Annotated in this window: 20 protein-coding genes and 1 pseudogene; 11 read left to right on the plus strand and 10 right to left on the minus strand. The window is 65.5% G+C overall.

Features of this window, described 5'->3' with window-relative positions:
* Positions 1-786 carry a glycosyltransferase family 2 protein gene (locus ACFWU5_RS02560; RefSeq protein ID WP_379265911.1) on the plus strand — a complete coding sequence of 262 codons (786 nt, stop codon included), beginning with the start codon at positions 1-3 and terminating at the stop codon, positions 784-786.
* Here the strand turns inward: ACFWU5_RS02560 and ACFWU5_RS02565 are convergent.
* On the minus strand, positions 775-1,467 hold the full coding sequence (locus tag ACFWU5_RS02565) for a TetR/AcrR family transcriptional regulator (protein WP_379265912.1): 693 nt from the start codon (positions 1,465-1,467) through the stop codon (positions 775-777). The genes ACFWU5_RS02560 and ACFWU5_RS02565 overlap by 12 nt on opposite strands.
* Positions 1,468-1,562: 95 nt before the next feature.
* On the opposite strand from ACFWU5_RS02565, the gene ACFWU5_RS02570 reads away from it, so the two are divergent.
* The 4 genes from ACFWU5_RS02570 (at position 1,563) to ACFWU5_RS02585 (ending at position 6,167) form a co-directional block, all read left to right on the plus strand.
* The gene (locus tag ACFWU5_RS02570) at positions 1,563-2,834 is read left to right on the plus strand and encodes a lipase family protein (RefSeq protein ID WP_379265913.1); all 1,272 of its coding nucleotides are present in this window, start codon (positions 1,563-1,565) and stop codon (positions 2,832-2,834) included.
* A 5-nt stretch (positions 2,835-2,839) separates the two neighbouring features.
* Positions 2,840-4,066: a lipase family protein gene (locus tag ACFWU5_RS02575; RefSeq protein ID WP_379265914.1), complete on the plus strand. Its 1,227-nt coding sequence runs from the start codon at positions 2,840-2,842 to the stop codon at positions 4,064-4,066.
* Between the two features lie 12 nt (positions 4,067-4,078).
* Positions 4,079-5,644, plus strand: coding sequence for an AMP-binding protein (locus ACFWU5_RS02580; RefSeq protein ID WP_379265916.1), 1,566 nt, complete (start codon positions 4,079-4,081; stop codon positions 5,642-5,644).
* Positions 5,645-5,768: 124 nt separating this feature from the next.
* Positions 5,769-6,167, plus strand: coding sequence for a hypothetical protein (locus tag ACFWU5_RS02585; RefSeq protein ID WP_379240458.1), 399 nt, complete (start codon positions 5,769-5,771; stop codon positions 6,165-6,167).
* Between the two features lie 87 nt (positions 6,168-6,254).
* Here the strand turns inward: ACFWU5_RS02585 and nrdF are convergent, their stop codons facing one another.
* On the minus strand, positions 6,255-7,217 hold the full coding sequence (gene nrdF, locus ACFWU5_RS02590; protein ID WP_379233549.1) for a class 1b ribonucleoside-diphosphate reductase subunit beta: 963 nt from the start codon (positions 7,215-7,217) through the stop codon (positions 6,255-6,257).
* Between the two features lie 542 nt (positions 7,218-7,759).
* Here nrdF and ACFWU5_RS02595 point away from each other — a divergent pair.
* Together ACFWU5_RS02595 and ACFWU5_RS02600 are read left to right on the plus strand one after the other, a co-directional pair.
* On the plus strand, positions 7,760-8,701 hold the full coding sequence (locus tag ACFWU5_RS02595; RefSeq protein WP_379265917.1) for a hypothetical protein: 942 nt from the start codon (positions 7,760-7,762) through the stop codon (positions 8,699-8,701).
* Between the two features lie 180 nt (positions 8,702-8,881).
* Entirely contained in the window at positions 8,882-9,859 is a 978-nt protein-coding gene (locus ACFWU5_RS02600) for a peptidase (RefSeq protein WP_379265918.1), read from the plus strand.
* Here ACFWU5_RS02600 and mgtE read toward each other — a convergent pair.
* Entirely contained in the window at positions 9,856-11,304 is a 1,449-nt protein-coding gene (gene mgtE / locus ACFWU5_RS02605; RefSeq protein WP_379265919.1) for a magnesium transporter, read from the minus strand. The genes ACFWU5_RS02600 and mgtE overlap by 4 nt on opposite strands.
* 346 nt (positions 11,305-11,650) lie before the next feature.
* Entirely contained in the window at positions 11,651-12,031 is a 381-nt protein-coding gene (locus ACFWU5_RS02610) for a TetR-like C-terminal domain-containing protein (protein WP_379266203.1), read from the minus strand.
* 15 nt (positions 12,032-12,046) lie between these two features.
* Between ACFWU5_RS02610 and ACFWU5_RS02615 the strand changes: the two are divergent.
* Positions 12,047-12,160 (plus strand): annotated as a pseudogene (locus tag ACFWU5_RS02615) (DUF899 domain-containing protein); the annotation flags it as partial.
* Here the strand turns inward: ACFWU5_RS02615 and ACFWU5_RS02620 are convergent.
* A complete protein-coding gene (locus ACFWU5_RS02620; protein ID WP_379265920.1) occupies positions 12,139-12,663 on the minus strand; it encodes a hypothetical protein in 525 nt (174 codons plus the stop codon). The pseudogene ACFWU5_RS02615 and the gene ACFWU5_RS02620 sit on opposite strands and share 22 nt — an antisense overlap.
* 182 nt (positions 12,664-12,845) lie before the next feature.
* Here ACFWU5_RS02620 and ACFWU5_RS02625 point away from each other — a divergent pair, with 182 nt between their 5' ends.
* Positions 12,846-13,838 (plus strand): LLM class F420-dependent oxidoreductase, encoded by a 993-nt coding sequence (locus tag ACFWU5_RS02625; RefSeq protein WP_379265921.1) that lies wholly within the window; start codon positions 12,846-12,848, stop codon positions 13,836-13,838.
* 4 nt (positions 13,839-13,842) lie between these two features.
* Positions 13,843-14,331, plus strand: a complete 489-nt coding sequence (locus tag ACFWU5_RS02630) for a GNAT family N-acetyltransferase (protein ID WP_379265922.1) — start codon at positions 13,843-13,845, stop codon at positions 14,329-14,331.
* Between the two features lie 13 nt (positions 14,332-14,344).
* Here ACFWU5_RS02630 and ACFWU5_RS02635 read toward each other — a convergent pair whose 3' ends face one another.
* A complete protein-coding gene (locus ACFWU5_RS02635) occupies positions 14,345-14,815 on the minus strand; it encodes a DUF3558 family protein (RefSeq protein ID WP_379265923.1) in 471 nt (156 codons plus the stop codon).
* A gap of 209 nt (positions 14,816-15,024) precedes the next feature.
* Between ACFWU5_RS02635 and ACFWU5_RS02640 the strand changes: the two genes are divergently transcribed.
* On the plus strand, positions 15,025-15,441 hold the full coding sequence (locus tag ACFWU5_RS02640) for an RDD family protein (protein ID WP_379265924.1): 417 nt from the start codon (positions 15,025-15,027) through the stop codon (positions 15,439-15,441).
* An 86-nt stretch (positions 15,442-15,527) separates the two neighbouring features.
* Here the strand turns inward: ACFWU5_RS02640 and ACFWU5_RS02645 are convergent, their stop codons facing one another.
* The 4 genes from ACFWU5_RS02645 to nrdH form a co-directional block, all read right to left on the minus strand.
* Complete coding sequence (locus ACFWU5_RS02645; protein WP_379265925.1) at positions 15,528-16,310, minus strand: NUMOD3 domain-containing DNA-binding protein; 783 nt, start codon at positions 16,308-16,310, stop codon at positions 15,528-15,530.
* Between the two features lie 30 nt (positions 16,311-16,340).
* Positions 16,341-18,446, minus strand: coding sequence for a class 1b ribonucleoside-diphosphate reductase subunit alpha (gene nrdE / locus ACFWU5_RS02650; protein ID WP_379266204.1), 2,106 nt, complete (start codon positions 18,444-18,446; stop codon positions 16,341-16,343).
* A 35-nt stretch (positions 18,447-18,481) separates the two neighbouring features.
* Positions 18,482-18,952 (minus strand): class Ib ribonucleoside-diphosphate reductase assembly flavoprotein NrdI, encoded by a 471-nt coding sequence (nrdI, locus tag ACFWU5_RS02655; protein ID WP_379265926.1) that lies wholly within the window; start codon positions 18,950-18,952, stop codon positions 18,482-18,484.
* Between the two features lie 94 nt (positions 18,953-19,046).
* Complete coding sequence (gene nrdH / locus ACFWU5_RS02660) at positions 19,047-19,280, minus strand: glutaredoxin-like protein NrdH (RefSeq protein ID WP_379240450.1); 234 nt, start codon at positions 19,278-19,280, stop codon at positions 19,047-19,049.
* Positions 19,281-19,708: the final 428 nt, after the last annotated feature.

The raw sequence follows: 19,708 nt of genomic DNA on the forward strand, positions 1-19,708 counted from the left end.
ATGGCAGAGTTGTCGATCGTGGAGATCGCGGTGCTGACGGCGGTACACGCTGGGTACGCCCGCTACCTGCCCGACGCGTGGGCATCGCTGTGCGCCCAGACCCATACCGACTGGACGTGGTGCGTCCAGGTCGACGGCGCACGCTCCCCTGACGTGGTCGCGTCCTTGATCAAGTGCGGTGCCGCCGATGATCCCCGACTTCGTCTGGCGTTCAACGGAACCCGTGAGGGACCGGCGATCACCCGCAACGTCGCCCTCGGTCGGATCACCGCCGCACTCGTCCAAAATCTCGACGCCGACGATGAACTGGAACCAACCGCCCTAGCCGCGCTCAGCACTGCCCTGACTACCGAACCTACCGCGGGATTCGCCGTCGGACCGGCTCGCGACCTGCTCGCTTCGGGTGAATTACGCACGTTCCCCTGGGATTTCACCACCGGACTGCTTGCCCGCGGCGCCCTGCTCGACAACTGGGACACTGCCGCCAGCACCTATCGCCTGCCCGTCCACCCGGCCGGAGTGATGTGGCGGCGGGATCTCCTGCTCGCCGCGGGCGGTTGGGCGGCGCTTCGCGGCATGGAGGACACGGCCCTGCTGATGTCGGCCTCGGCGCTGGCACCGGGCGTGGTCATCGAGACCCCCACCCTGCGATACCGCAAACATCATCTGCAGTACTCGGCCAGAACGTCCATCTTCGAGGGGGGGGGGGATCAAATTTCGATGGTTCGCGCCCGCGCGGCCCGTTTGCTCCTGGGAACGGCGTGGTCGGCACCCTCAGTTCGATGAACGAGCCCCTGCGGCCGCCAATCCCAAGTGCACGATGTCGGCGAACGACATGAGATCTCTGATGAGCGTGTCGATTTCGCCCGAAGTTCCCGCGTCGGTGTGATGGAGCCAGTCGGCGACGGTGTCGAACAGGCCGCCGATGGTCGATACCGCGAGCGCGTGCAAGTCGATGTCGATCCCACCCTCGGGCACGAAACCGTATTCGCGCCAGAGGGTTTCGAGAAATTGTGCCGCCCACCGGCGGTTGGTGCGGCGTTGCTTTTCGACTTTGGCCGAAATGCCGCTGGCCTCACCGAAAGTCACCTTCGCCACGCGCGGGTCGTCCACCAGCGAGTGGGCGAAGGTGGCGATCACGACCGAGATCACTTCGTCGCGCTCGCCCGAGGATTCCATCAGCGCGGCGGCGACCGCCTGTTGGGAGCGGTCGCTGAGTTGTTGGAGCAGGGCTAGGTAGCAGGCCTCTTTGCTGTCGAACAGTTCGTAGAAGGCCTTGTTGCCGACGAAGGCGGTCTGGCAGATCTGCTCGATCGCGGTGTTGACGTAACCGTCGGCGGCGATCAGCTCGAACGCGGCGGACAGGATCTGGTCGCGTCGGCGCGCTCTGCGCTGTTCGGCGTCCAGCCCCTGGATGCGTCGCCCGCCTTCGCTGCGGGGCTTGGTGCTGTTGTCGGTCGACGTCACGCTGCTCAGCTTACCGATCGCCCAATTATAACAAGAGCTCTTGTTTTGAATAAGACTGCGTGCTGTAATCGGGATCACCTACTGAAGGAGTCGCCATGCAGCGCCGCACGGCAACAACCACCCGCCCCCGACGTTGGGGCGCGATCGCCCTACCGCTGATCGCCGTCGCCGCCTTCGCGGGCCCGGCCGCCGCCGACGAACTGCCCAGCGAGTCACAGGTGTATCCGGCCGTGGTCCCGATCCCGACCCCCGACAACGACCCCTGGTATGCGGATCCAGCCGATTTCGGCGGCTTCGCCAACGGTGACGTGATCCGCTCCCGCGTCGTGCAGACCTACGCGCTGGCCGTTCCGGTCCCGGTGCACACCACGCAACTGCTGTTCCGCAGCACCGACGCCCGCGACAATCCGATCGCGACCGCGACCACCGTGCTCACCCCCGGCATCCCGTGGCTGGGCCCCGGCCCGCGCCCGCTGATCTCGTATCAGGAGGCGATCGACAGCCTCGGCCAACAGTGCAACCCCTCTTACACCTTGCGCGCCGGGCTCCAGAAGGAGATCAGCCTGCTCGGCCAGTTCCTGGCGGCGGGCGCGGCGGTGGCCGTGACCGATTTCGACGGCAAGAAGAACACGATCATGTCGCCGTCGGAGGGTCGGATGGTGCTGGATGGCATCCGCGCCGCCCAGCGGGCCGGCCTGGGGCTCGAGGCCTCATCGGTCGGTCTGTGGGGCTATTCCGGTGGCGGCAATTCGTCGGCCTCGGCGGCGGAACAGCGACGTTCCTACGCCCCTGAACTCGACATTCGAGGCAGTGCGCAGGGCGGCATCCCCGGCAACAAGGTCGCGATCGCGCCGTTCGCGATGTCGGGTCAACAACCGCAGGCCAATTTCACCGGGTGGCTGGCGATTCTCGGCCTCGCTCGCGAGTACCCCGAGTTCGATCAGGCACTGCAGCAGTACCTCACGCCCGAAGGCAAGCAGGTGGCCGCGGGGCTGAACGGCCGCTGCCTCTACACGACGTTCGTGTCGACACTGCTGCGTCCGGTGGCCGACTATCTCACCGATCCCCAAGCGGCACTGGATCATCCGGCGGTGCGCGCGGCGTTGAGCGAGGCGAGCTTCGGTCGACCGGAGAACACCCCGGACATCCCGCTGCTGATGTGGCACTCCACCACCGATCAACTACTGCCCGCCGAGCTGGCGATCGACGACATCGCCCGTGTCTACTGCGAACGCGGCGTGAACATGCGAATGTTCAAAGTCCCTGCGACCGAACACATCAGCGCCGAGATCATTCCCGAGCTGGGCACTGTCGCGTGGTTGCTTGCCGTGACCGCCGGTGCCGATCCTGGGCCGCGAGTATGTTGAGCGCGGTGCGCCGCGGGGCACTGATCGTTGCCGCAGTGTTCGCCGTCACGGTCACACCCGCGTTCGCACAGCCACTTCCCAGCGAGCAGCAGGTGTATGACCTTCTGCCACTGCAGAATCCGCGCGATGATGCGTGGTACGCGGCACCGGACAATCTCGGTGAACTGTCCAACGGCCAGATCGTGCGCACCAGGGACATCCAGTCCTACGCCCTCGGCATCCCGATCCCGGTCGCCGCACGCCAGATCCTGTACCGCAGCAGCAACTCTCGCGGCAGACCCCTGGTCACCGCGACCACCGTGCTCACTCCGGGAATCCCGTGGTTGGGCAGTCCCCGACCCCTGGTCTCGTTCCAAGAGGCGATCGATTCCCTTGCCCCCGTGTGTAATCCGTCCTACACCCTGCGGGCGGGCACGTTCAAAGAGATCGCTGTCATCCAGTACTTCCTGGAACAGGGCATGGCGGTGTCCATCCCCGACTTCGACGGCCAGCACAATTTCTGGCTCACCCCGGCCGAAGGTCACATGGTGCTCGACGGGCTTCGTGCGGCGAGGTCGGATCCCACACTGGGACTGGCTGATTCAGGTATCGGCCTCTACGGATATTCCGGCGGTGGCAGCGCGAGCACCTGGGCCGCGGAACTGCACGCCACCTACGCGCCCGAACTGCCGATCCTCGGTGTCGCGGCGGGTGGGGTTCCGTCGGAGAAACGGGCGATCGTCGAGGTGGGGGTCCGCCCAGAGCTCAACCTCACCAGTTGGGGCGTGTGGACAATGCTGCTCGCGCTGTCCCGCGAATTCCCCGATGTGGTGAACCTGAACGAGCTGGTCAACGACGAGGGCCTCGAGATCCTTCGCGATCTGGAAGACCGATGCGTGTACACGATCGGCGCCACCGGAACGCTGAAGCAGGTCGTCAACTACCTGAAAGATCCAGCAGCACTGCAAGGTCCACGGCTGATAGCCCTGCTCGACGAGACGACACCCGGACGCGACGGCAACGCACCGCGCATGCCGCTGCTGATGTGGCATTCCACCACCGACGAGATCCTGCCCTACGAATCCACCGTCGGTCCATTAGTCGACCGGTACTGCCGCACGGGCGCCGACCTGCGCTACCTGCCGATCCCGCTGTCGGAGCACTTCATCGCCGCCGTCACTGGCATCCCCGCCGCGATGGGCTGGCTGAGCCTGCAGTTGCGCGGCGGCCCCACCCTCCCCCGCACCTGCTGACCAGGAGAAATCATGAACATCTCCACCCTCGCGCACACCGCGCGAACCTCCCTGCGCCAGATCCGCGTCATGCAGCGGGCCGGCATCATCGACCTGCGCAACCCACCCCAGGTCGTGCGCACCGCCGCCACCATGCGCGCCTACGGCCCCATCGCGGGCGGCATCCGCACCTCCGCGCGACGAACCCCCGACCGGATCGCGCTCATCGACGGCGACCGCAGAATCTCCTACCGCGAACTCGACGCCCGCACCGACGCGATCGCCGCCCACTGGCACGCCGCGGGATTCGACCGGACACACACCATCGGCGTGCTGTGCCCCGACGGTGCACGCCTGGTCGAAACCATGGCTGCCGCAGCGAAACTCGGCGCTCGGCTGGTGCTGCTCAATACCGGATTCGGTGCGGCACAGTTGCGCGACGTGCTGGCCAGGGAGCAGGTCCGCGCCCTGGTACTGGACCCCGGTCTGGCCGCACTGGCCGACGACCTACCCGGCGATGTCACCCTGCTCGAAGTGGACGCCTCGCCCGGCGGCGAACCCCTACCCGCACCGGCTGAGCAAGCGGGTTTCGTCCTGCTCACCGGTGGCACGACCGGCACGCCGAAGGGTGCGCCACGTCGCGTCGAATCACCCCTAGCCGCAGCACAATTCGTAGATCGCGTGCCGTTGCGGCGTGGCCAGACCGTCCTGCTGTGTGCGCCTTTGTTTCACGGCACCGCCCTGTCGCAGTTCATCGTGTCTCTGAATCTGGGGTCGACGATCGTGCTGCACGGCCGGTTCGACGCCGCCCGCGCACTGTCCCAGATCGCCGAACACCGCGCCGACATGGTGGTGCTGGTCCCCACGATGCTGCGCCGAATTCTCGATCTCGGCCCAGAGGTGTTGTCCACCAACGACACCACCTCGTTGCGGATCATCTTCACCGCCGGCGCGGCCCTGCCGTCGTCGCTGGGCACCAGGGCCATCGAGGCGTTCGGCCCGGTGATCTACAACTTCTACGGTTGCACCGAAACCGGCACCGCCACCATCGCCACTCCGCAGGACTGGATCGCCGCCCCAGGAACCGTCGGTAAGGCGCCGGTCGGCATCACCGTCGCCCTCTACGACGGCGACACGCTCGTCACCGAACCCGGCACGGTCGGCACCGTCCACGTCGGCAACGCCATCGCGATCGCCGGCTACTCGGGCGGGGGCGGCAAACAGATTCGCGGCGGCTTGATGAGCACCGGCGACCTCGGCCATTTCGATACGGGGGGAAGGCTTTTCATCGACGGTCGCGATGACGACATGATCATCTCCGGCGGCGAGAACGTCTTCCCGGGCGAAATCGAAGACCTGCTCTATAAACACCCTGCGATCACCGAAGCGGCCGTAATCGGTGTCCCCGACGAGGAATTCGGCCAGCGCCTCGCCGCGTTCGTCGTCGCGGCAACCGAACTCGACGCCGACACCGTCCGCGCCTACGTGAAAACCCACCTCGCCCGTTTCAAAGCCCCCCGCGACGTGCTGTTCGTCGAAGAACTCCCCCGCACGCCGACCGGCAAGATCGACCGCCGCGGACTGGCCGCGCTGCGGTGACCACCACCGACGGCGGCGACGAGGGGTCGCCGCCGTCGATCGTGGTGAAACCGCTGGTAGCCGCCGGATTGCTATCATGGCCAGCAGTGATCCCGCTCCGCTGCCCAGTGCTCGAGGAGGAAACGTGGCTCAGCATTCCGACGTCCCGCCCGCATCCGACAACGCCGCCGAGCTCGATCTGCCGTGGGCACCCCGCGATCACAAGTGGAGCGGGCCCAAGGCCGAACATGACGCCCTGAAATGGGCTGATGGCGACGCGCTGAAGATGGCCAGCATCTATCTGTACCGCAAGCCCGGCGGCAATCCCGCGACCGAGGCCGACTACAAGTTCCCGGTCGCCGACATCATCGACGGCAAGCCAACGCTGGTGTTCCACGCGGTCACCAATGCGGCCTCACGCCTGGACGAGGCCGACATCTCCGAAGCCGATCGCCAGCGGGTCAAGCACCGAATCGGCGAGCTCTACCGGCAGGCCGGCGAGGCTTTCGGCGAGCCGTCGCTGCGTGCGCCCTGGGACCGCTGACCCGTCGCTGCGCACGAGTTGCCGTATTCGCACACTGTCTGTCGGTATTTCGACCGGCGGCGAGAAGTGTGCGAATACGGCAGGTTTTCAGAACTCCCAGTCCTCGTCTTCGGTGTTGATCGCCTTGCCGATGACGTAACTGGAACCCGAGCCGGAGAAGAAGTCGTGGTTCTCGTCGGCGTTGGGCGACAGCGCCGACAGGATCGCCGGGTTCACCTCGCACTCGTCCTTGGGGAACAGGCCCTCGTAGCCGAGGTTCATCAGCGCCTTGTTGGCGTTGTAGCGCAGGAACTTCTTGACGTCCTCGGTGAGGCCGACCTCGTCGTACAGGTCCTGGGTGTAGTCGACTTCGTTGTCGTAGAGCTCGAACAGCAGCTCGAAGGTGTAGTTCTTCAGCTCGTCGCGCTCGGCCTGGGTGACCTGCTCGAGGCCCTTCTGGTACTTGTAGCCGATGTAGTAGCCGTGCACGGCCTCGTCGCGGATGATCAGGCGGATCATGTCGGCGGTGTTGGTGAGCTTGGCCCGCGAGGACCAGTGCATCGGCAGGTAGAAGCCGGAGTAGAACAGGAAACTCTCCAGCAGGGTGGAGGCCACCTTGCGCTTGAGCGGGTCGTCGCCGTTGTAGTAGCCGAGGACGATCTCGGCCTTGCGCTGCAGGTTGCGGTTCTCCTCCGACCAGCGGAACGCCTCGTCGATCTCCTTGGTGGAGCACAGGGTGGAGAAGATCGAGCTGTAGCTCTTGGCGTGCACCGACTCCATGAACGCGATGTTGGTGTACACCGCCTGCTCGTGCGGGGTGATCGCGTCGGGGATCAGCGAGACCGCGCCGACGGTGCCCTGGATGGTGTCCAGCAGCGTCAGGCCGGTGAACACCCGCATGGTGAGCTGCTTCTCGTCGGGCGTGAGGGTGTTCCACGACGGGATGTCGTTGGACACCGGGACCTTCTCGGGCAACCAGAAGTTACCGGTCAGCCGATCCCAGACCTCGGCATCCTTCTCATCGGGCACCCGATTCCAATTGATGGCCGACGCCCGATCGATGAGCTTCATTCCGCCTCCACACCTTTCCGCCAGACCTGTTGACCCGCACCTGCCGCCGCGCACGAGCCTGTTCACCCAGAACACTACTCGTAGTGGGTGACAGTCTCAGTGAGCACTACAGCTTGTGTTGCGGCACGCAGAACCCGACCTGACCGGCCGAACACCCGCACCACACACGCGGCCCCCATTGTGCGGCACGATCCCCGACACACCACCATCGCACCGCCAGTGATTCGCCACATGCGAACCAACACCGCCTCACCCGGTGAGCGTCACCACTGCCGGACCCGCCTCGTTCACTGAGCGTCACCATTGCCCGGCACTGTGCGGTCGCCGTCGCTGCGGGGACGTATGGGCCCGGTGCGGCAGCGGGGCGCCGTTCCGGCACACTGGGCACCGTAGCGGGTCTGTAGGAGCGGGAGCTGTCCCGCGCGAAGGGGTCTTCGATGCGATCGCGTCGATGGGGGTTGAACTCCCGACGTCGCCGAGGACGTGATGCGGCACGTTCTCACGCCCTTGCCCGCCACCTGATCCAGACGAGGAGAACCCCTGTGCGACAGCTCATTCTGCTTGCTGCGGCATTGCTGTTGGCCGCCTGCGGAAGCGAACCCGCACCGGACTCCATGCCCAGAGGCGGATTCTGGTCTACCGCAGCGGTTTCCGATCAGGACAAGCTCGCGGTGGTGCGCAAGGTCAGGGCGATCGATGTGTGTGCGTTGCTGCCTCGTGCGGCGTTGGGGACGCTGGGGACCGTGCGGGATGTCGAGAACGTGCATCCGAATCAGTGCCGGCTCAGCATCGCTGTCGACGGGCATCTCACCGGGATCGACGCGACCTGGAGTACCGGGGTGATGTTCGAGGGTGAGCCGAGCATGGACGGGCCGGTGGACGAGGAGACCATGGGCGATGTGCGGGTGCTGTTCAATGCCGAGCTCCCGGCGTCGGCTGATCCGCAGGTGCGGGGGGCCTGTCAGGCGTGGGCACGGTTCGAGGCGGGGGCGGATCTGTCGTTGAGTGTGCGTGCGCCGCAGGATGCCTGCACGTCGGCGAAGGCGCTGGTGCGGATCGCGTTGAACCAGTGGCGTAAGGAACCGGCGCAGGGGTCGTCGCCGGATTCGGATCGGACGGTGATCACCGGGGCTGATCCGTGCGCAGTCGCGCCGCTTCTCGGTGTCGAGGTGCCGGTGGCCGATCAGGGTGTCACCACGTGCAAGTTGGCTGTGGGTGGGCAGGCCGCGATCGTGACGGTCGACTACAACGAGGAACGGTCGATCATCGACGACACTCCCGCGTTCACCGTGGGTGCGCGGCAGGTGTACCGGTTCGATACGGCCCAGTCGGACTTGGCGTCGTTGTCGGCGGTGGTCGGGCCCGGCCTGGCGCCAGGGCCCACCGACGCGCTGCTGGGTCGACGCGTGCCGACCGTCTCGGTCATCGCCGATGCCGCTGTCGCGGAGAAAGTCATGCGCGAAACCCTGCCGCTGATCCCCTGAGAACAACGTCTCTGATGCTCTGAGACCGCGTCGCCAGCGCGCTGAGACCGCGTCGCCGACCCCCTGAGACAACGTTCTGGGAACGACCTGCCGCGATGTTTGCGCGCGGGTTGCCGCGCCGGGCAGACTCGGTGGTCGGGCGCGAGTCCTGGCCCGGTTCTGTCGAGGACAGGGGTGCGGATGTATCGCAGGATGATGCTGGCTGCCGCGTTGCTGCTGTGCGCAGCGTGCGGCAGCGACGACGCGGGCAAACCACCCGATTACGCGAAGTTGCCCCCGCCGCCCCCGCCGGTGATTCCCGCCCAGCCACCGGAGTTCTGGTCGCAGGTCCCACAGAATCAGCAGCAACGCGACGAGGTCGCCCAGGCCACCCGCCAGGTCGACGTGTGCGCGCTGCTGCCGCGCGAGACCCTCGCGAAGGTCGGCGAAGTGAAGAGCGTGACCGTCGGTTTGGATTCGTGCCGGGCCGTTCTCGGCAGCGACAAACCCGGCGAGGGCTCCACGCTGACCTGGCACGCCACCCTGTTGAGTTCGGCGTCCACCAGCACCAAGGGCTTCGTGCGCCAGATCGGCGACGTGACCGCCCGCACCATCCCCGACCGCGACACCGGCGAACCGCGCGCGTGCGGCGCGACCGCCCAGTTCCCGTCCAGCGCCGCGTTCTACCTCGGCCTGTCCACCCCCGGCAAGAATCCGTGCACGGTCGCCGACGAACTGCTGCCGGGAATGTTGGACCGCTGGCGTCAGTCCCCGAAGCAGGGCACCTCCCCCGACACCGCGCCGACGGTGCTGCTGGGCGCCGACCCGTGCACGGTCCGCACGAAACTGGCCGACGCCGTCCCCGACGACGAGCAGCGGCTGACCCAGTGCCTGTTCAGCTATCGCGGCGAGAAGATCACCGTCAGCTACGAATACCGGGTGCCCGAGTACCTGGCCGCCAACAGCACCGAAGACCACATCGACGGCCGCACGGTGCACCGCTCGGTCTCGGTCTACGACAGCTCGATCCCGATCTACACCGCGGCCGTGGGCCCGGAATTGCCCGCCGAATCCACCGCGTTCGGCAGGCGCATCCCGGTGGTGGAGGTGGTCGCCAAAACCGATGAGGTCGCCAAGGACGTCATGGGCAAGGCGCTCACGCTGTTCCCCGAACGCTAGATTCCCAGCACCACCTTGGCGGTGGTGAAGTAGATGATCAGCCCGGTCGCGTCGACCAGGGTGGTCACCATCGGTGCCGACACGACGGCGGGGTCGATGCGAAACTTCTTGGCCAGCAACGGCATCGTGCCGCCGATGGTCGCCGCCCAGCCGCAGATGACCACCAGCGTGATGGCCACCACGATCGCGATCTTCGGCCCGACGAACACCGTGCCGATCAGCAGACCGGCCGCGGCCAACATGCTGCCCAGCACCAGCCCGACCCGGCATTCGCGCCAGATCACCTTGAACAGATCAGAGGCCCGTACCTCGCCCACGGCCAGCGCGCGCACGCATGCGGTCGCGGCCTGCGCACCGGCGTTGCCACCCGCGCCGATCAGCAGCGGAATGAACAGCGCCAGGCTCGCCGCCTGCTCGAGCGTGGTGGCGAACATGTCGGTGACACTCACGGTCAGCGTGGCCGCGAACAGCAGCAGCATCAACCACAGCGCCCGGTAGCGCGCCAGCTGGAACACCTTGGCGGCCATGTAGTGGCCTTCCCAGGGCGCCGAACCGGCCTGCTTGGCCACGTCCTCGCTGTCGGCGGCTTCCAGCACCTCCATCGCGTCGTCGATGGTGAGCAGCCCGACCACCCGGTCCTCGCTGTCGACGACCACCAGGTTGATGAGGTTGGTGGAACTCATCAGCCGGGCGGCCTTCTCCGCGGAATCGGTGGCGCGCACGAACGGCGGTTCGGTGACCACGAGCTCGGACACCATCGCGTCGGGCGAGTGCAGTACCAGCTCGCGCAGTTCGACGATGCCGGTGAGCCGACGACCGCGATCCACCACGGGCAGCGTGTACACGGTTTCGGCGTTTCCGCCCTTGGCCCGGACACAACCCAGCGCCTGCGCGACGGTCAGATTGTCCGGCAGCGCAACAACTTCCGGCGTCATGTACAGCCCGACCGAGCCCTCGGGGTAGCCCAGCAGGGTGGCGGTCATCCGACGCTCGCGCGGGCTCAGCCCGGCCAGTACTTTCTTGGCGACTTTGGCGGGTGCCTCGTGCAACATGCGGGCACGGTCGTCGGGGTCCATCGCCTCGACGAGGTCGCGAAAGCTCTTCTCGCGCAAGCCTTGCAGGATCTGCTGCTGGTCGATCGGCTCCAGCTCTTCGAACACGCTCAGCGCGCGATCCTTGTCCAGCAGCCGGAACACCACACCGGCCTGCACGGCGTCCATGCGGGCCAGCACGTCGGCGATGACGTGCGGCGGGCGGTTGTCGAGCCAGTCGAGACCGCCGCAGACCCGGTGCGTTTCGACGATATCGCGCACCGATTCGGACAGGACTTCCAGCGCCTCGGTGACGGCGTGGTCTTCGATGGGCGTGCGCTCGGGCGTGATCGCCTCGGGCACAACGGTTTCGGTGGAAACGTGACGGGTGGTGATGAGATCGACGTTCGACATGAGGCAGTCCTCTGGCGTGACGGCGCGCATCCCGGCGACCGGGTGCGAGAAAGTGAACGGTGACGGTGGTTCACACCGCGGGGCGTCCACCGCCGGAGCCATCACGCACCGGCCGGACCGAACAGGTCAGGAAATGTGGTGCGAGGACGAAGGGGCGACGCCGCGCGGCCTTCGACTGGGGGGTTCGTTGCGCATCGCAACCCCACCTCCTCGCAGTCGCCGCGGGTGATTGCTCCGCGGATCGCTTGGAGTGCCCACCCGGGCACACCCTTCCACTCACGAGACTACATGCCGGGCCCACGCGTTTCATCTCGACCTTGCGTACCACTGGTCACAGTGGCACCGGTCACACCGCCGACGGCAGTCCCGCGATGACGGTGTCGACGGCCTGTTCGGCGAGCGGCCACAGTTCGGCGCGGTCCAGATGCCGCAGCGGCCCGCGCAACGCCAGTTCCGCGAATCCGTGCACGGTCGACCAGCAACTCCAGGTGGCGCCGGGGCGTGCGGCGGGGGCGAGGTCGCCGATGTGCACCATCATGTCGAGCGCGTCGGCGAGCGCGAGGTAGGCGGGCGAATCGACGACCGACTCGGGCGAGGTGTCGCCCGCGCCGAAGAACGCGACGGCGAACCAGCCCGGTTCGGTCAGCGCGAAGCCGATATAGCCGAGGCCGACCGCGCGCAAGCTCGCCCGCGGCGCCGCCGGGCTGCGCACCATCGCCGCGGCCATCCTGGCCTCGATCGCGGCCGAGACCGCGCGCAGCAGGGCTTGCCGGAAGGCTGGCCCCAATCCCCGACCTACAGCCGCTGGCCGAGCAGCAAGGACATCGCCGCCTCCTACGGCGACCCGAACGCCTGATCCAGATCGGCACCGATCGCACGCTCGACCGCAGGCCAGTCGGGCGTGTGGGTCACCCATTCGGGGACCTGCCCGGTCTGTGCACCGAACAGGTACAACCGCGGCACGAGGTCGCGCGGGAAACGGTGCACGTCGAGCCGGTCGTCGATCATGTGGGTGATGCCGAGTTCGGCGCAGTGCGGGGCCTTGTCGGCGCGAGTTCTGCAGAAGCGCAAGTGTTCTCGGGGGATGCCGGTGCGGGCGGCGAAGTCGTGGTGGTCGAGCCACTGCCGGGTTCGCTGCTCGATGCGCGGGCCGCATTTCGAGATCACCCAGGCGTTGCCGTCCACTCGGTCGACCAGCCGGGCGAGTACGTCGAAGGCGTCGGGGCTGGGCGGGGTGCTCATCGCTTCGTCGAAGCCGCCCGACAGGAACGCAGTGTCCGCGGCGCCCGGTGTGAGCGCGGCCCCCTGGATCACCCGGCCGAAGTCGATGCCGAGGCGGGGTGGGGAAATATTGTTCATACGACAGTGAGCATGCCCGGGTTTGCGCCGCGTGCCAAGTGAATTTCGGCGCATAACGGCCGGTCCAGGGTTCAGCGCGGGGCGCGTGGAATGGTTGCCTTGGCGTGCGGAAGTGGAACAGTGGAGTTCGACAGACGCGGCGGGTGGCGCCGCTCGGGTTCTATGACTCCAGGAGAAAACCTGTGCGCTTCGGCATCTTCGTTCCCCAGGGCTGGCGGCTGGATCTGGTCGGTATCGAACCGGCCGATCAGTGGTCGGTGATGCGCGAGTTGGCTCAGCGGTTCGACGCGGGCACCGAGTGGGAGTCGATCTGGGTCTACGACCACTTCCACACCGTGCCCGTGCCCACCGACGAGGCGACCCACGAGGCGTGGACGCTGATGGCGGCGTTCGCGGCCACCACGTCCCGGGTGCGGCTGGGCCAGATGTGTACTGCCATGAGCTACCGCAACCCCGCCTACCTGGCCAAGGTGGCCGCCACCGTCGACCTCATCTCGGGCGGCCGGGTGGAGATGGGCATCGGCGGCGGCTGGTACGAACACGAGTGGCGCGCATACGGTTACGGGTTCCCGTCCGCCGGTGAGCGCCTCGGCCGCCTCGACGAAGGCGTTCAGATCTTCCGCCAGGCCTGGCAGACCGGCCGCACCACCCTCGACGGCAAGTACTACCAGGTCGACGACGCCATCGTGCACCCACGCCCCTTGCAGGAGAACGGGATTCCGATCTGGGTCGCGGGCGGCGGCGAGAAGAAGACCCTGCGCATCGCGGCGAAATACGCGAACTACACCAACTTCAGCGGCCAGCCCGAAGAGTTCACCCGCAAGTCCGACATCCTGCGCCAACACTGCGCCGAGGTCGGCACCGATTTCGCCGCGATCACCCGCAGCTCCAACTTCAACGCCATCGTCGGCACCACCGAAACCGAAGTACAAGAACGAATCTCGACCGTCATCGAACGCTTCACCCCCTTCCTCGGCGCCGACGAAGCGAAAGCCTATGTCCACGAACAATTCGCGACCAGCGCCGCCGCAGGCACCCCCGAACAGATCATCGAACGCCTCACGGAGCTGAAGAATCTCGGCCTCGGCTACTCCATCCTCAACTTCCCCGAAGCCGCCTACGACACCTCCGGCATCGAACTCTTCGAACGCGAGGTGATCCCGGCCCTACGATGAAGCGATGCTGATCAGAGAAGCCACCCCCGAAGATTGGCCGACGATCTGGCCGTTCTTCCACGAGATCGTCGCGGCAGGCGAAACTCTCACCTACCCAACGGGTCTCGCTGTCGATGACGCGAAAGACTGGTGGTATCAGACTCCCCCGAACCGGACGGTCGTCGCCGTAAACGAGCACAGCACGATTCTGGGCACAGCGAAAATGAACCGAAACCACATGGGCAACGGCGCACATGTCGCCAGCGCGACCTACCTGGTCGACCCCGCCCACTCAGGTCAAGGCGTCGGCCGCGCCCTGGTCGAATACTCCGTCGAGTGGGCCCGCGCAGCCGGCTACCGGCTGATGCAGTTCAACGCCGTCGTCGAAACGAACATCCACGCGATAGCGCTGTATCAGTCGATCGGCTTCCGCATCGGCGGCACCCTCCCCGAAGGTTTCCACCACCCCACCCAGGGCTATGTGGGCCTGCACATGATGTACCGACCGTTGTAGGAACCCGCACGGCTTACGCCGGGAAGGTCGGCACGAGCGACTCGCCCATCTGCCGCAGGGTGGCGCACGCGTCGGAGCCCTGATGGGTAGGGCTGTTCACCACGACCATGCGGATCACCCCCTGCTCCGCGGGGAACAGGACATCGCAAGACGCAGGCGCGGCGTTCATGAGCTGCCGGGCAGTGCGCCCCGCGACGGCGAAGTCGGCGAAAGCAGCAGTCCCCGACTCGGATTCGAACTCCTCGATCGCGCGCGAGGTAGAGAAGATACGCAGGTGCGAAGTCCCCGCGGTCCATTCGCAAGTCAGCCACCCCGCCGCAGGCGCACCAGCCGCCACTTTCGTCGCAGGATCGACCCCAGCCTTCTGCAGCGCCTCCACAGCCACCCCGGCACACGGCTCGAACAACGGCCGCGCCGCTTCTGGCTCGTCCCCCGAACACCCCAGCAACGCCACCGATGCCACTCCCCCGACAGTCAGTGCCATCAGCGCCCGCTTCATCCATTCCCTCTCACCGTGCCTCGCAAAACGCGGCCACGGTAACAAGATTCGCGACTCCGCCGACCCCTCGCTCGACAAGACTTGGGCCGATCACCACCAGCGCTCATCGCGACTGTGACCAGCACGGCGGTGCAACCACCACAGCAAGGTCGACACCGGGTGCTTGTTAAGCGCCATCGACCACGCTGACCCCCATGAGCAACACCGCACCGCCGACTTACCGCGGCTACGAGCACGACGCAGTCCAGCGACCGGCGTCCGGCACACGGGAGACCACGCGTCCCAACGATGAATTCCCGCTCACCGCACGCACTTCCGGCGGCGACGAGACCGGCGTTATCCCCGCCTTCCTCATCGACATGGCACTGCACACCGCGATCGGCACCACCGCCTGGTACCTCGCACCCGGCACGACAGCCGTCCTGTACGGCATCCTCGCCTGGCTCGGCGCGTCCTTCGTGCACCGCACGATCATCCAAAGGCTCACCGGCACAACGATCGGCAAGTGCTCCTACGGTCTGCGACTGCGCCACGCCGACGGCACCTACCCCACGACCTGGCAGCTGATCGGCCAGTGGTTCCGAGGCGGCTGGTCCTGCTTCGATCTCTAGCAATGACCTTGCCCTGGGCTCACGCCCCTCACGCCGAAGTGCGACGACGTTTGCAACCAGCGGTAGAGCTCGATCGATGCCCGGGCTCAGTTGTCGGCTTCAGGGATCGGAGCGTCCAGCTTCGCCTGGTCCTCGATGCAATACGCACAGGATTCTTTGAACACAGCCTTATTCGTGTGATGGCGGGTGTGTGCGTTACGCCTGCTGGAGGGCATCGGACGCCCCTTCCGAACAGCAGACATCTTCGCCCGAGTCTCGGCACTGGCCGTCCGCCCGTAGTTCGGGTTTCCCGCGCCGGTTCTCATCTCAGATAGGCGCAGACGCTGCTCCTCCGACATCACACGGCCGAATCCGGGGTGTTCTGGACCGAACTTCCCATAGTTTGGATTGGCTTCGCCCGCGTTCGTGCCCTTGCGTTCGGCCGACCACTTCGCCCGTTGTGCAGTCGAGTGCGTACGCCCGTAGAACGGAGCCTCGGCGCCGAACCGGTGCACGCCCGGACGGCCAGTCCCGCGAATCCGCGCGGCCTCCCGCATCTCCGTAGTCCAGACCACGCCGTTTGGCCCGAGTCCACCGTCGGCCAGGTTGAGCAGCGGCTGGCCTTCTCTCCGCAGATACGCAATCCAGTCAATCTCCGCGCGACCCAAATTGTTCAGGCCATAGACCCAATCGAGGACGTCGGCGGTTACATCATCGCGATTCTGTTTGCGCAGCCAGTCATAGAATGGAGTCTTCCGACCAGTGCGGGCGACTTGGAAGTGCTGACGAAGCCGCACGTTCTCCGATTTCGTGGTCAGCCCGATATACCGGTAGTCAAATTCGGCACGGAGGCGAACTCCGTAAATCACACCACTTCGTGGCTTACTCATTCCCCCCTCGTGCCGAATTTTACCGCGACATTATAGCATACAGCTTACGCAACCGTCCACGGCAGTCCCCTCGAGAGCCATCTGACGCAGTCGGATGTAGTACAGCGTCTTGATTCCCTTGCGCCAGGCGTAGATCTGGGCCTTGTTGATGTCGCGGGTGGTCGCGGTGTCCTTGAAGAACAGCGTCAGCGACAGGCCCTGGTCCACGTGCTGGGTGGCCGCGGCGTAGGTGTCGATGATCTTTTCGTAGCCGATTTCGTAGGCGTCGTCGTAGTACTCGAGGTTGTCGTTGGTCAGGTAAGGGGCCGGGTAGTAGACGCGGCCGATCTTGCCTTCCTTGCGGATCTCGATCTTCGACGCCACCGGGTGGATCGAGCTGGTGGAGTGGTTGATGTAGGAGATCGAACCGGTCGGCGGGACCGCCTGCAGGTTCTGGTTGTAGATGCCGAATTCCTGCACCGACGCCTTGAGCAGACGCCAGTCGTCCTGAGTGGGGATGCGCACGCCGGCGTCGGCGAACATCTGGGTCACCTTGTCGGTCTTGGGAACCCAGGCCTGCTCGGTGTACTTGTCGAAGTATTCGCCGCTGGCGTACTTGGAGTCGGCGAATCCACCGAAGGCGGTGCCGCGCTCCTTGGCGATCAGGTTCGACGACCGAATCGCATGGTAGACAACGGTGTAGAAGTAGATGTTGGTGAAGTCGATGCCTTCTTCGGACCCGTAGTGGACCCGTTCACGCGCCAGGTATCCGTGCAGGTTCATCTGACCCAGGCCGATGGCGTGAGACTCGTTGTTGCCCTGCTCGATCGAGGGCACCGAGTAGATGTGGGTCTGATCCGACACCGCGGTCAGCGCGCGGATCGAGGTCTCGATGGTCTGCCCGAAGTCGGGCGAGTCCATCGCCTTGGCGATATTGAGCGAACCCAGGTTGCACGAAATGTCCTTGCCCACCGTGGAATACGACAGGTCGTCGTTGAATTCCGACGGGGTGGAGACCTGCAGGATCTCCGAGCACAGGTTCGAGTGGGTGATCTTGCCCGCGATGGGGTTGGCCCGGTTCACCGTGTCCTCGAACATGATGTACGGGTAGCCCGACTCGAACTGCAGCTCGGCCAGCGTCTGAAAGAACTCGCGCGCCTTGATCTTCGACTTGCGGATGCGCTTGTCGTCGACCATCTCGTGGTACTTCTCGGTGACGTTCACATCGGCGAACGGCACACCGTAGATGCGCTCGACGTCGTAGGGCGAGAACAGGTACATGTCCTCGTTCTTCTTCGCCAGCTCGAAAGTGATGTCGGGGATCACCACACCCAAAGACAGTGTCTTGATACGGATCTTCTCGTCCGCGTTCTCGCGCTTGGTGTCGAGGAAGCGGTAGATGTCGGGGTGGTGCGCGTGCAGATACACCGCACCCGCACCCTGCCGCGCACCCAGCTGGTTCGCGTAGGAGAACGAGTCCTCGAGCAGTTTCATGATCGGGATGACACCGGAAGACTGGTTCTCGATCTTCTTGATCGGCGCACCGTGCTCACGAATGTTGCTCAGCAGCAACGCGACACCGCCACCGCGCTTGGACAGCTGCAGCGCGGAGTTGATGGAGCGCCCGATGGACTCCATGTTGTCCTCGATGCGCAGCAGGAAGCAGGACACGGGCTCGCCGCGCTGCTTCTTGCCGGAGTTGAGGAACGTGGGGGTGGCGGGCTGGAAGCGGCCGTCGATGATCTCGTCGACCAGGTTGCTCGCCAGCACCTCGTCGCCCGCGGCCAGGGTCAGAGCGACCATGCAGACGCGGTCTTCGAAACGCTCCAGGTAGCGCTTGCCGTCGAAGGTCTTCAGCGTGTACGAGGTGTAGTACTTGAACGCGCCGAGGAAGGTCGGGAACCGGAACTTCTTGGCGTAGGCCTGCTGGAACAGCTTCTTGACGAAGGAGCGACTGTACTGGTCGAGCACCTCGGTCTCGTAGTAGTTCTCCTTGACCAGGTAGTCCAGCTTCTCGTCCAGGTTGTGGAAGAACACCGTGTTCTGGTTCACGTGCTGAAGGAAGTACTGGTTCGCGGCTTCGCGATCCTTGTCGAACTGGATCTCACCGTTGGGCCCGTACAGGTTCAGCATGGCGTTGAGCGAGTGGTAGTCCATGACCTCGCCGGTCTCGCCGCGCACCGCCGACTGCTCTAGGCGTGCTGACTTGCCTGCCGGTGCTGTGGTTGCTGTTGCCAAAACAATCCCAATCCCTCTCGGACGCGCGCGACGTCCTCAGCGTTTCCCATGAGTTCGAAGCGATACAGATACGGCACCCCGCATTTTTGCGAGATGATGTCTCCTGCAACGCAATAGGTATCGCCGAAGTTCGTGTTGCCGGCCGCGATCACTCCGCGCAGCAGCGCGCGGTTGTGTGGGTCGTTGAGGAACTTGGCGACTTGCCGCGGAACGAGGTCCTTGTCGGGACGTTGCCCACCCATCACGTGCCGACCACCGCCGTAAGTGGGGGTGATCAGCACGTAGGGTGCGTCGATCCGCAGCGTTTCAGAAGTGTGCAGTGGTAGTCGAGTTGCCGGAAGTTCCAGCTTCTCGACGAAGCGATGGGTGTTCTCCGAAGCGCTGGAGAAGTAGACCAGCCCGCCCGGAGTCATCTGCTCGGGCATGGCGCCTCCTTACCGGCGAACCGGCGCGAACTACGCGTACCTCCGCCTGCGCTCCGGCCATGCGCATCTGAGGAACGCTTCGCGTCGGTGACTATTATGCAGCCGCGACGGCGAGCGCTTTGATGCGGTCGGGACGGAAGCCCGACCAGTGATCGTCACCCGCGACGACGATCGGCGCCTGCAGGTAGCCCAGCGCCATGACGAAGTCACGCGCCTCGTCGTTCTCGGAGATGTCGATGACGTTGTAGTCCACCCCGACCTTGTCGAGCGCCTTGTAGGTGGCGTTGCACTGCACGCAAGCGGGCTTGGTGTACACGGTGACGGTCATGAGTGTCCCTCTCTCCTCTGCCTGATCCACAGCCTGTGATCCGTATGCAATGCACGAACGGTGATGCTGCGCAAACTCCTGGATCCAGCGGAGAAAGCCCTGCTCGCAACCCCTTCCCTTGGGCCCGATCAGTGGTGGCTCCACACCGTCTTCCAGTACGACAGACACTACACCTAGTGGCCGACAGATGGGAACAACACAAGGTGTTGCGAGTCGCACGGATGTAATTCCCATCCGGTAAGTCCCAGGACGTGCCACCGGCGAGCAGGGAAAACAGTGGTTCAGATCACGATTTCATCTACCGGCGAGTCTTCAGCAAACTTCGCAGACAGCGAAGGGGCGTCGCAACCGCGATGGATGCGACGCCCCCGCCGAACGCCCACCGTACGCCGAGATCAGCGGGTCGGTTGCGGCGGCGACCCGCGCGT

Source organism: Nocardia sp. NPDC058640 (assembly GCF_042716995.1).
In the GTDB taxonomy this organism is placed as follows: Bacteria; Actinomycetota; Actinomycetes; order Mycobacteriales; family Mycobacteriaceae; genus Nocardia.

Coding starts and splice junctions, on each gene's coding strand:
- ACFWU5_RS02560 (WP_379265911.1), top strand. CDS start 1: ATGGCAGAGTTGTCGATCGTGGAGATCGCGGTGCTGACGGCGGTACAC.
- ACFWU5_RS02570 (WP_379265913.1), top strand. CDS start 1,563: ATGCAGCGCCGCACGGCAACAACCACCCGCCCCCGACGTTGGGGCGCG.
- ACFWU5_RS02580 (WP_379265916.1), top strand. CDS start 4,079: ATGAACATCTCCACCCTCGCGCACACCGCGCGAACCTCCCTGCGCCAG.
- nrdF (WP_379233549.1), bottom strand. CDS start 7,217: ATGAAGCTCATCGATCGGGCGTCGGCCATCAATTGGAATCGGGTGCCC.
- ACFWU5_RS02600 (WP_379265918.1), top strand. CDS start 8,882: ATGTATCGCAGGATGATGCTGGCTGCCGCGTTGCTGCTGTGCGCAGCG.
- mgtE (WP_379265919.1), bottom strand. CDS start 11,304: ATGTCGAACGTCGATCTCATCACCACCCGTCACGTTTCCACCGAAACC.
- ACFWU5_RS02610 (WP_379266203.1), bottom strand. CDS start 12,031: ATGGCCGCGGCGATGGTGCGCAGCCCGGCGGCGCCGCGGGCGAGCTTG.
- ACFWU5_RS02620 (WP_379265920.1), bottom strand. CDS start 12,663: ATGAACAATATTTCCCCACCCCGCCTCGGCATCGACTTCGGCCGGGTG.
- ACFWU5_RS02630 (WP_379265922.1), top strand. CDS start 13,843: ATGCTGATCAGAGAAGCCACCCCCGAAGATTGGCCGACGATCTGGCCG.
- ACFWU5_RS02635 (WP_379265923.1), bottom strand. CDS start 14,815: ATGGCACTGACTGTCGGGGGAGTGGCATCGGTGGCGTTGCTGGGGTGT.
- ACFWU5_RS02640 (WP_379265924.1), top strand. CDS start 15,025: ATGAGCAACACCGCACCGCCGACTTACCGCGGCTACGAGCACGACGCA.
- ACFWU5_RS02645 (WP_379265925.1), bottom strand. CDS start 16,310: ATGAGTAAGCCACGAAGTGGTGTGATTTACGGAGTTCGCCTCCGTGCC.
- nrdE (WP_379266204.1), bottom strand. CDS start 18,446: ATGGACTACCACTCGCTCAACGCCATGCTGAACCTGTACGGGCCCAAC.
- nrdI (WP_379265926.1), bottom strand. CDS start 18,952: ATGCCCGAGCAGATGACTCCGGGCGGGCTGGTCTACTTCTCCAGCGCT.
- nrdH (WP_379240450.1), bottom strand. CDS start 19,280: ATGACCGTCACCGTGTACACCAAGCCCGCTTGCGTGCAGTGCAACGCC.